This window comes from Corallococcus sp. 4LFB, from assembly GCF_046520365.1.
Lineage (GTDB): Bacteria > Myxococcota > Myxococcia > Myxococcales > Myxococcaceae > Corallococcus > Corallococcus caeni.
Map to the genome: position 1 here is coordinate 29,232 of NZ_JBKGHJ010000014.1, position 12,910 is coordinate 42,141.

15 protein-coding genes are annotated in these 12,910 nt (G+C 70.9%); 7 read left to right on the forward strand and 8 right to left on the reverse strand.

Annotated features, from left to right (window positions below):
* Window positions 1-53: 53 nt before the first annotated feature.
* Window positions 54-2,432: a PAS domain S-box protein gene (locus ACLEQD_RS03035; RefSeq protein WP_410381626.1), complete on the forward strand. Its 2,379-nt coding sequence runs from the start codon at window positions 54-56 to the stop codon at window positions 2,430-2,432.
* A gap of 20 nt (window positions 2,433-2,452) precedes the next feature.
* On the opposite strand, the gene ACLEQD_RS03040 is transcribed toward ACLEQD_RS03035, so the two are convergent.
* The 3 genes from ACLEQD_RS03040 to ACLEQD_RS03050 all read right to left on the reverse strand — a co-directional run bounded on the left by ACLEQD_RS03040 (window position 2,453) and on the right by ACLEQD_RS03050 (window position 5,194).
* Window positions 2,453-2,998 carry a D-alanyl-D-alanine carboxypeptidase family protein gene (locus ACLEQD_RS03040; RefSeq protein ID WP_410381628.1) on the reverse strand — a complete coding sequence of 182 codons (546 nt, stop codon included), beginning with the start codon at window positions 2,996-2,998 and terminating at the stop codon, window positions 2,453-2,455.
* 121 nt (window positions 2,999-3,119) lie between these two features.
* Complete coding sequence (locus tag ACLEQD_RS03045) at window positions 3,120-3,521, reverse strand: MGMT family protein (protein ID WP_410381630.1); 402 nt, start codon at window positions 3,519-3,521, stop codon at window positions 3,120-3,122.
* Window positions 3,522-3,586: 65 nt separating this feature from the next.
* Window positions 3,587-5,194 carry a patatin-like phospholipase family protein gene (locus ACLEQD_RS03050; RefSeq protein WP_410381632.1) on the reverse strand — a complete coding sequence of 536 codons (1,608 nt, stop codon included), beginning with the start codon at window positions 5,192-5,194 and terminating at the stop codon, window positions 3,587-3,589.
* 205 nt (window positions 5,195-5,399) lie between these two features.
* On the opposite strand from ACLEQD_RS03050, the gene ACLEQD_RS03055 reads away from it, so the two are divergent.
* Window positions 5,400-6,584: a DNRLRE domain-containing protein gene (locus ACLEQD_RS03055; protein WP_410381634.1), complete on the forward strand. Its 1,185-nt coding sequence runs from the start codon at window positions 5,400-5,402 to the stop codon at window positions 6,582-6,584.
* Between the two features lie 7 nt (window positions 6,585-6,591).
* Here the strand turns inward: ACLEQD_RS03055 and ACLEQD_RS03060 are convergent, their stop codons facing one another.
* Window positions 6,592-7,449: an alpha/beta fold hydrolase gene (locus ACLEQD_RS03060; RefSeq protein ID WP_410381636.1), complete on the reverse strand. Its 858-nt coding sequence runs from the start codon at window positions 7,447-7,449 to the stop codon at window positions 6,592-6,594.
* Window positions 7,450-7,548: 99 nt separating this feature from the next.
* Between ACLEQD_RS03060 and ACLEQD_RS03065 the strand changes: the two genes are divergently transcribed.
* Together ACLEQD_RS03065 and ACLEQD_RS03070 are read left to right on the forward strand one after the other, a co-directional pair.
* On the forward strand, window positions 7,549-7,902 hold the full coding sequence (locus ACLEQD_RS03065) for a hypothetical protein (RefSeq protein ID WP_410381638.1): 354 nt from the start codon (window positions 7,549-7,551) through the stop codon (window positions 7,900-7,902).
* A complete protein-coding gene (locus ACLEQD_RS03070) occupies window positions 7,899-8,165 on the forward strand; it encodes a hypothetical protein (RefSeq protein WP_410381640.1) in 267 nt (88 codons plus the stop codon). Before ACLEQD_RS03065 ends, ACLEQD_RS03070 begins: the two co-directional genes overlap by 4 nt.
* Window positions 8,166-8,202: 37 nt before the next feature.
* On the opposite strand, the gene ACLEQD_RS03075 is transcribed toward ACLEQD_RS03070, so the two are convergent.
* From ACLEQD_RS03075 to dgcN, 4 genes are all read right to left on the reverse strand, one after another.
* Window positions 8,203-9,072, reverse strand: coding sequence for a DUF2339 domain-containing protein (locus ACLEQD_RS03075; protein ID WP_410381642.1), 870 nt, complete (start codon window positions 9,070-9,072; stop codon window positions 8,203-8,205).
* Complete coding sequence (locus tag ACLEQD_RS03080) at window positions 9,069-9,854, reverse strand: DUF2339 domain-containing protein (protein WP_410381644.1); 786 nt, start codon at window positions 9,852-9,854, stop codon at window positions 9,069-9,071. Before ACLEQD_RS03080 ends, ACLEQD_RS03075 begins: the two co-directional genes overlap by 4 nt.
* 63 nt (window positions 9,855-9,917) lie before the next feature.
* Window positions 9,918-10,646, reverse strand: a complete 729-nt coding sequence (locus tag ACLEQD_RS03085; RefSeq protein WP_120548648.1) for a YebC/PmpR family DNA-binding transcriptional regulator — start codon at window positions 10,644-10,646, stop codon at window positions 9,918-9,920.
* 58 nt (window positions 10,647-10,704) lie between these two features.
* Window positions 10,705-11,718, reverse strand: coding sequence for an N-acetyltransferase DgcN (gene dgcN / locus ACLEQD_RS03090; RefSeq protein WP_410381646.1), 1,014 nt, complete (start codon window positions 11,716-11,718; stop codon window positions 10,705-10,707).
* A 114-nt stretch (window positions 11,719-11,832) separates the two neighbouring features.
* Between dgcN and ACLEQD_RS03095 the strand changes: the two genes are divergently transcribed.
* The 3 genes from ACLEQD_RS03095 to ACLEQD_RS03105 all read left to right on the forward strand — a co-directional run.
* Window positions 11,833-12,021, forward strand: coding sequence for a hypothetical protein (locus tag ACLEQD_RS03095; protein WP_410381648.1), 189 nt, complete (start codon window positions 11,833-11,835; stop codon window positions 12,019-12,021).
* Window positions 12,022-12,212: 191 nt separating this feature from the next.
* Window positions 12,213-12,752 (forward strand): RNA polymerase sigma factor, encoded by a 540-nt coding sequence (locus ACLEQD_RS03100; protein ID WP_410381650.1) that lies wholly within the window; start codon window positions 12,213-12,215, stop codon window positions 12,750-12,752.
* On the forward strand, window positions 12,736-12,910 hold a 175-nt coding region (locus ACLEQD_RS03105), incomplete at its 3' end, for an anti-sigma factor family protein (protein ID WP_410381654.1). The genes ACLEQD_RS03100 and ACLEQD_RS03105, both read left to right, overlap by 17 nt.

Consider the following 12,910-nt stretch of genomic DNA (forward strand, 5'->3'; position numbering starts at 1 on the left):
CACGTCCCATGGATCGCCTGCACGACAGCCCAGCGAATCCACCCCCGAGCGCCATGCCGCCAGGGCAGAGCCGCCTCCTGGAGGCCGTCCTCGCCAGCATGGGCGAGGGGCTCATGGTGGCGGATGAGCACCAGCACCTCGTGTTCATGAACCCGAAGGCGGAGCTCATCCTGGGCATGGGCCCCACGGACGAGCCCGTCAGCCGGTGGCCGGAGCACTACGGGCTCTACCTGCCCGACAAGGTGACGCTGTATCCGTCCGAGCGCCTGCCCATGAGCCGGGCCCTGTGTGGTGAGACCGTCAGCCGCGAGGAGGTCTTCCTTCGCAACGCAGAGAGGCCGGCGGGGACCTGGCTGCACGTCAGCTCCAGCCCGGTGTGTGACGAGGCGGGCGCGGTCCGTGGCGGAGTCTCCATCGTCAGCGACGTCACCGACCACAAGAGGGCCGAGGACTCGCTGCGCTCGGCCGGCGAGAAGTACCGCTCGCTCTACAACAACACGCCCGTGATGATGCACTCCATCGACCTGGAGGGGCGGCTCATCAGCGTCAGCGATTGCTGGTTGAGCACCCTGGGCTACGAGCGCGCGGAGGTGCTCGGGCATGACTCCGTGGAGTTCCTGACGCCGGAGTCCCGTCGGTTCGCCCGCGAGGTCGTCCTCCCCGAATATTTCAGGACGGGGGCCTGCTGGAACGTGCCGTACCAGGTCGTGAAGAAGAGCGGGCAGCCCATCGACGTCCTCCTGTCCGCCATCGCGGAGCAGGACGCCTCCGGCAAGGTGGTCCGCTCGCTCGCGGTGCTCATCGACGTGACCGAGCGGAAGCGGGCCGAGGACGCGCTGCAGGAGAGCGAGCAGCGGCTGCGCGCCATCCTGGACAACGCGCCGACGGTGTTCTTCCTGCTGGATACCCAGGAGCGGTTCCTGTTCGTGAACCGTGAGTGGGAGCGGCTCTTCCACCGCACCCGGGAACAGGTCGCGGGGAGGACCGTCTTCGACGTCTTCCCCCAGGACATCGCGGAGGCCCTGCACCAGGCCAACCGGGACATCTTCAAGACAGGCGTCTCCGTGGAGCGGGAGGAGCGGCTCGCGCACGACGACGGCATCCACATCCACCTCACGCAGAAGTTCCCGCTCCGCGACGCCACCGGGATGGTCTACGCGCTCTGCGGCATCGCCACCGACATCACCGAGCGCAAGCAGATGGAGGTCTCCCAGCGCTTCCTCGCCGAGGCGAGCCGCGAGCTGGTGACGTCGCTCGACTACGAGACCACGCTCCAGCGCGTCGCCGAGCTGGCGGTGCCCGTGCTGGCGGACCTGTGTGTCGTCTTCGTGCGGACGGAGACAGAGCCCCTGCGGCCCGTGGCGATGGCGGACCGTTCACCGATCCGCGCCGCGGGCGTGCGGGCGTTCCTCCAGCGCCACCCGCCGGACCCGGCGGCCCCCCACGGTCCGGCCCGCATCCTGGCCACCGGAACCTCGGAGACGTCCGAGGCGTCCAGGGGGCTCTTGGATCCGGTGGCCCTGGCGGAGGAGCGTTGGGCGGAGGTGCGGACGCTCCGGGGCCGGCCCTCGATGGGCGTGCCCCTCCAGGCGCGAGGCCGCACCCTGGGCGTGCTGTTCCTCGTCTCTCCCGCGCCGGGGCGCACGTATACGCCCGCGGAGCTCGCGTTGACGGAGGAGCTGGGCCGCCGGGCCGCCGTCGCCATCGACAATGCCCAGCTCTACTGCTCCGCGCAGGAGTCCATCCGCGCGCGGGATGAGTTCCTGTCCATCGCCTCCCATGAGCTGAAGACGCCGCTCACCTCCATGCGGCTGCGCGTGCAGCAGCTGGGGTCCGCCATCACGTCGTCGCGCCCGCTGCCCGCGGAGAAGGTGTCGAAGCTGCTGGAGGTCTTTGAATCCCAGCTCCAACGGCTGTCACACCTGGCGGAGCACCTGCTCGACGTCTCGCGCATCAACGAGAAGCGGCTCGACCTGCGCCTGGAGGCGCTGGACCTGACGGCGTTGGCGCGGGACGTGACAGCCCACCTCACGGAGCAGTTCCAGAAGTCAGGCTGCGCGTTCGAGCTGATGGCCCCGGAGCCGGTGTGGGGGAAGTGGGACCGGCTGCGGCTGGAGCAGGTCATGCTCAACCTGCTGACCAACGCGATGAAGTATGGCGCGGGGCGGCCCATCCGGATGGAGGTGGTGAACCACGCGGGAGGCGCGCGGCTCGTCGTCAAGGACCACGGCATGGGCATTCCCCCGGAAGCGCAGGCCCGCATCTTCGAGCGCTTCGAGCGCGCCGCCTCCCGCAACTACGGAGGGCTCGGGCTGGGGCTCTTCATCACGCGCCAGCTGGTCGAAGCGCACGGTGGAAACATCCGCGTCGAAAGCGAGCCGGGGCACGGCGCGACGTTCACCGTGGAGCTGCCGCCGCGCGTTCCCTTCTGACGGGGCCCGCGTCCCGGAGCCTAGCTGGCGTCCTGGCGGACCACGACGGGCGCAGGCTCCACGTTCAGGGGACGGCCCAGGCAGTCCTCACCGGCCTCCGGCGCGGAGGTGCTCCGGGGCCGGTACTCCCAGTGCCACGGCTCCGACGCCACGGTGCGGCGGAAGCCGAAGCGGCACGCGTTGCCCGCGAGCCAGCCATACGTGGGGGACGCTTCCTCGCTGCCCACCACCAGGTCCACCGCGAGCCCGCGGTTGTGATTGGAGCGGCCGGGCCGCGCGGCCTTGGGCCCCAGGCCCTTGCGGTAGCGGCGCCACAGGTATCGCTGCTGCTGGTACGAACGCCAGCCGCTCTTCACCCGCAACGGCTGCCCCGCCGTGCGCGCCTCCGCCGCCATGCGCTCGAAGGCGCTGGCCGCGTCGCGCTGGAGCCGGTGGCCGCTGTGGATCCGCACCAGGCGCGGCGCCTTCGCCTTGGCCTTGCGGACCTTCACTTCCTTCGCGAACCCGACGGGGGCCAGCAGACAGACCAGGAGCACGAGGCCCCAGCGGAGCAGGGGAGAGGACATTCTTCGGAGGTCCAAGCAGTGGGCGAGGTTCGAAGGCTGACGCCTTTATTCCCCGCTGAAAAGCAGGCGAGCCGCCGAGCGCTTCCGCCTCGCGTCAGGACGCCCGGACGCTCCGTGGGCCCTAGAAGAGCTTGAGCTGCGCGTCGGGGGCGGGCGCATCCCTGGGGGGCAGCACGCTGAAGCCGTGGGCGCGTGCCCAGGCCTCGCTCGGGCCCTTCCAATGGTGCGCGTCCATGCGCACGTGGCCCGCGTCGTCGAAGGCGACGCCCTCGGCCTCCAGCAGCTCGCGCTGGCGGTGGCCGGAGGTGCTGATGCCTCCCGTGCGGTTGATGATCCGCTGCCAGGGCACGGTCGCCGCGCGCGACCCCAGCGCCGCCATCGCGTGCCCCACGGTGCGCGCATCACAGCCCCCGCCGACGATGGCGGCGAGGTCTCCGTAGGTGGCCACCTGTCCGGAGGGCACCTGTTCGCAGACGGCGTAGATGCGCTCGAACGGGTCCTGCGTGTCGGTGGGGGAAGCCATCGGGTCTCCGGGCAGGGGATGGCCCGAATCCTACTCATGACATCCGCCGATGCACGCAGAACCCGCTAGGCCGCCACGGACGTCCCGTCCCGCGACGGGGCGCTGACCTGATTGAGCACCGCCCACTCCTTGCGGAGGCGTTCGTACAGGGCGTTCAGAGGCTGGCCCGGGGCTTCGTACTGCCCGGCGTGGTGCTCCACGAGGTGGCGCAGGAGCACGAAGCAGAGGGTGGCCGCGCCGGCGCCCTCCACGGCCGTGAACTGCGCCGGGTCCGTGAACCAGAGCGTGGTGGGCATCCGGCAGGCCTGCGTGCCCAGGGACACCAGGTGCGCGCCCGGCTTGAGCCAGGGGTGCTTCGCGAACAGGTTGGGCCGGTCCACCGTGAGCGCGCCGATGAGGTTGGAGACGCGGCGGTCCTTGAACCGCGAATCCCCATACACCTGACCGAACACCAGCCCGCGCACCCGCTTCATGAACACCTGGGACGTCAGCGCCAGCATCGACGTCACGCGGAGCACCAGCATCTGCGCGAACTCCAGCACCGTGAGCTTCTTGAACGACGGCCAGACGTCCAGGTCCATCTGCCGCTTGAGCAGGGCCATGACGTCCTCCAGGCGGGCGCGGCCCCAGACCAGCGCCGTCGCCACCGCCGCGGTCAGCACGCCGGGGATGAGATAGAGGAAGTAGTCCCGGGGCTCCCAGTCGCCCTCGCGAGCGGTCTCGAACCCGCGCCACGCCAGGATGGCGGCGGAGAGCAGCGTGAGGAGGAAGAGCCCGTAGGCCATCCAGGAGACCCCGTTGAGCGTCACCCAGCCGCGCTTCGTCGGGTTCGCGGGGACGTTGTACATCTCCGGGCTCTGGACGCTGACGTCGGAGATGACCAGCGTGGGCGGCGACTCCGATCGGGTGTACGCGAGCAACAGGCTGTCGATGCCCTGGTTGTCATAGATGCCGCCGTCCATCAGCGGCAGGCCGCTCTGGAAGCCCGGCCCCAAGGCCGCCAGCGCGGTGTCGAGCGGGTAGCCCTGGGGCCAGTGGAACTGCTGCGGGAAGACCAGCGGCTCGAAGCCGCCCGGGAAGCAGGAGGACGCGGCCGCGACGTCCGCCAGCCGCACGTGCTGCGCCACGGGGCGCGGCAGCCGGTAGGCGTTGTTGCCGAGGATCGTGTTCGGGTTGCCGCTGCGCCGGAAGCGGAAGTCCAGGCCCGAGTGGAACTCCGTGGTGTTGAAGATGGCCTCCTGGAGCTGGAGCCCGCCCGCGTCCAGAACCTCCCCGAAGCGCCGGTCCCCCAGGAAGTCGGGCCGGGCATACACGTCCGCGGCGGACCGGATGAGGCTGGCCCACGCGTGGCTGCCGTGGTCGCGGTTGGAGGTCAGCCCGGTCAGCGCCTCGGCAATCACATTCGTCCCCAGCAGATACGCGGAGAACGTCTCGTGAAACGCCTTGAACGGCTTGCCGTCCAGCTGGCTCACCACCCAGGCCAGGCCCGTGAGCGTTCCTCCGGACACCGTGGACAGGCCCACGACATCGGACAGGAGTCCCACGGTGTCGAGGAACCGCAGCGCCCCCAGGTGGAACGCCGCCGCGCGATAACCGCCGCCGGACAAGGACAGCGCGAGCGGCCCGAGCGGACCGTGTTTCTCTGTGACAGGAGGCGTGGCGTCTTGGGTCATGGGTGGCCGCGAGCTTAAGCCAGATTGAGCCCCGGCCAGGTCTCCCCGGGCTCCCAAGGCGTTCCCCTGCCGGGTCGCCTGGGTGCCCTGGTGTTGTACGGGAGTGTCCCATCACGCACCGACGCTTCCCCTCTTGCCTCGTGATGAGACCTTGTCTCATGGGCACACGGGATGCACTTCGCGCGGGTACATCCTGGGGGTGGATATGACACTGAAGAGCGCAGGGCGCGCGGCGGGCATGGGCCTGCTGCTGCTGGCGGGGACGGGTTGTGGGCCGCAAGGGGAGGATCCGGGCGACTTGGACGCGCTGGAGCTCGCGGACGAGGAGGTGGCCCCGATGCCCGAGGGGCGGCAGTCCTCCGCGTTGACGCCGGGCCTGACGAACTACGCCATCGCGAGCGCCGATGCGCGGACGGACGCGGATGCGCCCACCACGAACTACGGCGATACCACGCGGTTGCGCGCGGACAGCATGCCCCTGTCCGAGTCCTACCTCCGCTTCGAGTTCGTGGGGCTGGGCGCCCCCGTGAACAACGCGAAGCTGCGCCTGTACGCGACCACCGGCTCCGTGAACACCGTGAGCGCGTGGCCCGTGTCCAACGACTGGACCGAGTCCACCATCCACTGGGACAACCGTCCCCACTCCCAGGGCGGGCCGCTGCTCAGCACCCCGCTGCCGGTGGAGGACGAGTCGTGGGTGGAGCTGGACGCGACGGAGCTGGTGCAGGGGAACGGCGTCTACAGCTTCGGGGTGGGAATGAGCGGGCCTGACGGCGTGAGCTTCGTGTCTCGCAACAGCACCTTGGAACAGCTACGGCCCGTGCTCTTCGTCAACACGGAGCCCGCCAACTGCACTCCCGGCACGATGGTGGAGAGCTACGAGGTGAACCACCCGGACCGCGTCTTCCACGTGTCCGCGTCCTCGCCCGACTCGCGCCTGTCTCGCAGCACGTCGTTGTGGGTGGACGCGGACGTGGGGCGTGAGACCTTCCTCAGCTTCATCGTCGACCCGCGCGGACGCCACATCAAGCGCGCGGTGCTGGGCCTGCGCTCGCGCGATGACGGGACCCAGCACGGCCCCAGCCTCTACAACGTGGTGCCTGGAACCTGGATGCCGGACAGCCGCACCTGGAACAACCGCCCCCAACTGGAGCCCTCGCCCATCACGGGCCTGGGCGCCGTGCCGCCCTTCACCTCCGTGCAGCTGGACGTGACGGGTCTGGTGCGAAGCGGCACCGGGACACTGGGCACCAACGGCACGGGGTTCCGGGTGGAGCTCGGGCTGCGCAGCGACTCCTCGGACGGCGTGGAGTTCTACTCGCCCTACGTCGCGTCGGACGCGGTGTGGCCCAAGCTCGTGCTGTACTTCGACCGGCCCTGTCCTCCGTGACGAAGCCCTACCCGGACCGCGCGACCTGAAGGGAGGCCTCCGCGGTGTCCAGGTGCTCGCGCAGCAGCGCGTTGACGCGCTCCGCGAAGCGCAGCGTGACGCCGTGCGAGGCCTGCGGGAGCTCCACGAAGCGCGCGCCCGGGATTCCCACCGCCAGGGCCTGCCCGGCGGTGGGGGGCGCGATGGGGTCGTGCGTGGCGCTCACGACCAGGGTCGGCAGGCCCGCCAGCCCCCGGAGGAACGGCGTGGCGTCCGCGCTCCCCATGGCCCGGAACTGCCGCATCGCCACGGGGGGCTGATCCGCGAGGTCATGGTCGAACAGCGCCGCGAGCTGCTCCGCCACCGCATCCTTGTCGGCGTGGGCCAGCTCCTCCGGCGCCAGCACCATCCGGAGGAAGGCGTGGCGCCGCATGCGCCGCGTGCCCACCTGCGTGCGCAGGCCCATGATCAGCATGCGCGGCGTGAGCCGGGTGGGCACCGCGCCCGTCGCGAACGTGCACAGGAGCGTGAGGCTGCGCACCCGCTCGCGGGCCCGGTGCGCGAGGTACAGCGCGACGAGTCCGCCCAGCGAGTGCCCCAGGACGTGCGCGCTCTTCCAGTCCTGCGCGTCCATCAGCGCGAGCACGTCCTCGGCCATCAGCTCCACCGTGAGCGCGTCGCCCGGAGGCTGGCTGGCGCCGAAGCCCCGGTTGTCCAGGCAGAGGCAGCGGAAGTGGGGGGCCAGCCCCTCCACCTGGGGCCGCCAGCCGGTGGCGCCGATGCCCACCCCCTGGATCATCACCACCGGAGGACCGTCTCCCTCCACGAACCAGCTCAGCGTGCAGCCCCGGTGCAAGGTGCTCTGTCGGCGGTAGGCGAGGCTCATGGAGGCTCCTGAGGCAAGGAGACACAAGGCTAGCCTGTCTCAGTGTATCTGGCGCTTCACGAGGGAGTTGGAGCAGGCTCCTGGCCCATGCCAATGCCAATGCCAATGCCTTCCTCGCATCGTCGCAAGGTCGTCCCCGCGGCACTCTTCTGCGCGGGACTCGCGCTGGGCTGGCCCCTGTTCGCGGGCGCGAAGCTCCAGGGGAACGTGTGCGATCCACTGAATGATGAAGCCGAAGGCGTCCGGCTGCGGCTCGTGTCGGCCACCGCGGATGGCGTCTCCATCATCCCCGAGCAGGGCCCGGGCCCCATTGGCGCCGTCTACAACGTGTGGGCCGTGCGGCCGGAGGCCGGAGCGACCGGCGAGTTCGCGCGGGCCCTGCTCTTCGAGGCCGAGCCGACGGAAGGCACGGGAGAGCTCTACCGGAACCTCAACCTCCAGAGGCAGCCATGAGGAAGCTCGGCATCGTGCTCGCGGGCATGCTGACCAGCGCCCTGGCCTCCACGCTGTTGACGGCCTGTTGCCCGGACCGCCCACCGCGCGTGGTCTTCAGGCTTCCCTTCGGGACCTACACGGTGAGCACGCCCACGGCGGACACGAACTACCGCCTGGTCCTCTCCGAGGACGGCCTCACCGTGGTGGAGACCTTCGAGCGAGGGGGCAAGGTCTACCGGCAGGAGTACCGGGTGACGGAGCGGCAGGAGAGCGATACCTGAGAGGCCGCCTCCCGTCGCATGCTCGCGATGTCTGTCTTCACCCGCGCCGGTCGCGCAGCCGGGTGTAGGTGTATGAGACGAGCAGCAGCATGACGCCCAGCAGGATGAACGTGAGCACGCGTTGATCCGGCGGCAGCTTCGCCACGTCCACCAGCACCAGCCGGCCCAGGGCGAGCCCCAGCACCGCCAGCGCGGCCAGCCGGTACCAGCGCTCGCGCACCGCGAAGCCCACGCCGAAGAGGAGGAACGCCGCGATGACCCAGCCCAGTGTGACGAGCCCCTCGGGCATCCGCGCGCCCACCAGCGCCACCAGGGACAGCCCCGCGCCCACCGCGCAGACGGCGGTGAAGCGCGTCCGGGCCTCGGGCTGGGGCAGGCCGGCGACGCGCACGCTCCCGCCGCGCTCCACCAGCACGAACGCCACCACCAACCCGGCGAGCAGCGTCAGCCGTCCCGGCGTCTCCCACTCACACGCGCCCAGCGCCACGTAGAGGATGAGCACGCCCACGCCGCGCAGCACCGGGGCCTCCACCCCCCGCGCGGCCAGGCCCGCGACGAGCCCCGTCACCGTCCACGCCGCCACCAGCGCGACGTCGTCGTAGCGCGCGGGCATGGCCAGCGCGAGCGTCACCGCGGTCAGCGCGAGGTACGCGTGCGTCAGGGCCGCGGGCGCACGCTGGAGCCGCGACACGGCCGCCCCCGCGCCGTGCGCCAGCGCGACGACGAGCAGGAACGTGAAGAGGCCCGGATCCTGCTCCTGGGAGACCTCGTACGCGCCCAGCGACGTCAGGCCCGCCCAGTTGAGCAGCGTGAACGCGAGGCTCGCGCGCACGGGCAGCTCGCGCGGACGGACGAGCAGCGCCACGGAGAACAGCAGGAAGTAGAGCGCGAGGAAGCCCAGGCTCAACACCAGGCGGTCGTGCTCCGGGGCCCCGGCGCCATGTGGCCCGTGCGCAGCGCCCAGACGACGTGCGTGCTGTACACGGCCACCAGGCTGGACATGGGAACGATGACCCAGCGGTTGCGCACGAGGAAGAACAGCGCGCCCGCCGCGAGCAGCGAGGTGGACAGCAGCGTGAACGCGGTGATGTCGCTGAGCATCCCCGTGTGCAGCCCCAGGAACAGCGCGATGCCCGCCACCGTCTCCGACTGCATCCGGTGCGCGATGGTGACGATGGCCACCACGAAGCCCGCCAGCAGCACCAGCGCCAGCACCTCGCTGTCGATGACCCGCACCGCCGGGATGAAGTGCAGCGCGTAGGTGACGAAGTACGCGAGCGCCAGGCCCCCGCCGAAGACGATGCGGCCGAACAGTTGATGCCGCCGCGCCAGCCACAGCCCGAACGCGCCCAGCCCCGCGCTGAGCAGGTAGCCCGCGCCCACGCGCGCCAGCACCCCCAGCTCCCCGAAGTGGTAGGTGATGAGGTACGCGATGCCGATGATGAGCGCCACGATGCCCAGGCGGCTCAGCCAGTAGGTGCCGACATGCGCCTCCAGGTCCCGCTGCTCGGGCGCGGCCACGGGCGGCGCGGCGGCGGGGACCGGGGGGACGGCGGGCGTGGACCCGGGACGCGGCGCTGGCGCTTCACGGGCCTCCAGCCTCGCGAGCCGTGTCTCCAGGGCGGTGACGGTCGCCTCCAGCCGCTTCACCGTGTCCCGCAGGCCCTGCCCTTCACCCTCGTCCGACATGGACTCCCCTCGTACACCCGCGCGCATCCCGGCGGATGCGCACGGGGACCGGATGCCGGTGCTTCAGGCGAGGTTGTGGAAGACGTGCTGCACGTCGTCGTCCTGCTCCAGCATGTCCACCAGCTTGAGCACCTCCGTGGCCTGCTCCTCGGGCAGCTCCTTGAGGGTGCCGGGCAGGGGGATGTACTCGGACTGCGTGGACACGGGCGCGATGCCCTTGGCTTCAATCGCGGACATGAGCTTGCCGAAGTCCGCGAACTTGCAGCGCAGGAGCAGCTGCTTCTCGCCCTTCTCACCCGTGGTCTCGCCCATCTCCTCCAGGCCGTGGTCGATGAGCTCCAGCTCCAGCTCCTCCTGGTTCACGCCCTCGGCGTCCAGGCGGATGGCGCCCATGTGCTCGAAGAGGCGGGACACGCTGCCCGCCGTGCCCATGCTCCCGCCCAGCTTGGTGAAGGGGAAGCGGACGTTGGCCACGGTGCGCGTGACGTTGTCCGTGGCGGCCTCCACCAGGATGCCCACGCCGTGGGGCGCGTAGCCTTCGTAGAGGAGGATCTGGTAGTCGGCCTGGTCCTGACCGCTGGCGCGCTTGATGGCCGCGTCCACGTTGGTCTTGGGCATGTTCGCCGCGCGGGCGTTCTGCACGGCCCGGCGCAGCGCGGGGTTCGATTCGATGTTCGGCCCGCCCGCCTTCACCGCGATCACGATGTCCTTCGTGATGCGCGTGAAGACCTTCGCCATCTTGTTCCAGCGGGCGAACATCGTCGCCTTGCGTGTCTCGAAAATGCGTCCCATGGTGTCCTCAATATACCGTGACCCGCTCCGGTGGAGCGGGTTTCGGCAAGGCGGTGTGTCACCCGCGCGGGAAGCGGCTCGCCAGCGCGTCGGCCAGGGGGCCCGCGCCCGTGCGCAGGGGATCCACGCAGGGCAGGCCATGCGCCCGGCCGGTGGCCTCCAGCAGCGACAGCGCCTCAGCCTCGCCCAGGTGTGCGGTGTTGATGGCGATGCCCGTGCACTGGATGGCGGGGTTCGTCAGCCGGCCCTCCAGCACCGTGCGGTCGATGACGTCCTGGAGGGACGGCAGCGGGTGCTGCACGCCGCGCATGCGCGTGCGCGTGGGCTCGTGACAGACGATGAAGGCGTCCGGCTGCGCGCCGTGCAGCAGGCCCAGCGTGACGCCCGCGAAGGAAGGATGGAACAGCGACCCCTGGCCCTCCACCACGTCCCAGTGGTCCGCGTCGTTCGCGGGCGTGAGCCACTCCGCCGCGCCGGAGACGAAGTCGGACACCACGGCGTCCAGCGCCACGCCGCGCCCGGAGATGAGGATGCCCGTCTGCCCGGTGGCCCGGAAGTCCGCCTTCCACCCGCGCTGGCGCAGCTCCTTCTCCAGCGCCAGCGCCGTGTACTTCTTGCCCACCGCGCAGTCGGTGCCCACGGTCAGGACGCGCAGGCCGGGCCGCTTCGTGCCCTGGCCCGTGGCGAAGTCCCGGTCCGGGAAGCGCACGTCGTGCAGCCTGCGCCCGTGCTTCGCCGCCGCGGCGGCCACGGTGGGAAACGAGGACAGCCGCTTGTGCAGCCCGGTGGCCACGTCCAGCCCGGCCTCCAGCGCCCGCGCCAGCGTGTCCACCCACGCGTCCGCCAGCACCCCGCCCGGGTTCACCACGCCCACCACCAGCGTGCGCGCGCCCTTCGCCTTCGCCTGGGCAAGGTCCATGTCCGGCAGGCCACAGTCCGCCACGCAGCCCGGGAGGCGCAGCTGACCCACGCACCAGTCGGGCCGCCAGTCCACGATGCCGTGGGCCGTCTTGGCCGCGAGCTGATCCTTCACGTCCCCCAGGAACAGCAGGTAGGGCTTGGCGATGTCCACGCGCGGTGCCTTAGCACGGCCAAAAAACGGCGTGGAAATGGCACGGGGGAATAAGCGCGACACCGGACGTAACAGGGAGGAGCCCGGCCACGGGCCCTGCTTCCGGAGTCACCCATGCGCTTCATTCCTTCCGCCCCGTCGCCGGGGCTCCTCTTCCCGAACGGGTTCTGCGTGCTGCGCTTCAACATCGGCTCGGGCGGGTCCGGCTACAGCAAGATGCGCGTCACGGGCTTCGGAGCGGCGCTGGGGGTCTTCAAGGCCCGGGGGCGTACGGGGGTTCGCGTCGGCAACGGTCCCTGCTAGCCCTCCGGGCCGCCGTCCCAGGCGTCCCACCTGCCGGGTGGGAAGCGCTGGGGAGGGTGTCGATAGACTTCGCGGGCGGGGCCGCTCCTGCTAGGAACGTCCCCGTGGTGTTCCGCTCGCGATCGCCCCGCGTCGCCCCTCGGCCCGGGGAGTCCTCCGCATCCGACACGGAGGTGCCTTCGGCTTCCCGTGTGGACGCCGGGGAGTTCCAGGCGCTCGTCGCGCGGTGCGCGCCGGCGCTGGAGGCGCGAGCCCGCATCCTGTGCCGGGGCCGCAACCCGGCGGATGCGAAGGACCTGTTGCAGGAGACCTACGAGCGCGCCTTCCGCGCGTTTCATACGTATGACCGGTCCGCGCCCCCCATGGCGTGGCTGGCGTCCATCCTCGTTCGACGCTTCCTCGACTGGTGCCGGCACGACCGGCGCCACCCCCACGAGGAGTTCACCGACACGATGGGGGACACCCTGGCGGAGGCCGATGCCGCCCCGGAGACGTGGGCGCGCTACACGTTGGACGACGTGTGGCAGGCGGTGGAACAGCTTCCCCCGGAGCTGCGCGAGGTGGTCCGCATGAAGGACATGGAGCGACAGAGCTACGCGGAGATCGGCCGGCGGCTCGGCATCCCGTCCATGACGGTGGGCACCCGCCTGTTCCGGGCGCGCAAGAAGCTCAAGGAGCTGCTCCTGGCCCGGGAAGGGACCGCGGAGGGCCGGCGTGACGGCGTCATGTGAACAGCTCGCCGCCTTCGTGGACGGAGAGCTTCCGCCCGAGGACGCCGAGGCCTTCCAGCGCCACCTCGCCGGCTGCGCGGAGTGCCAGGCCGGCCTGGAGGACCAGGTGCAGGCGAGCCTCCTCGTGGAGGCCGCGCGGAGCCGCCGCGGAGGCCCGG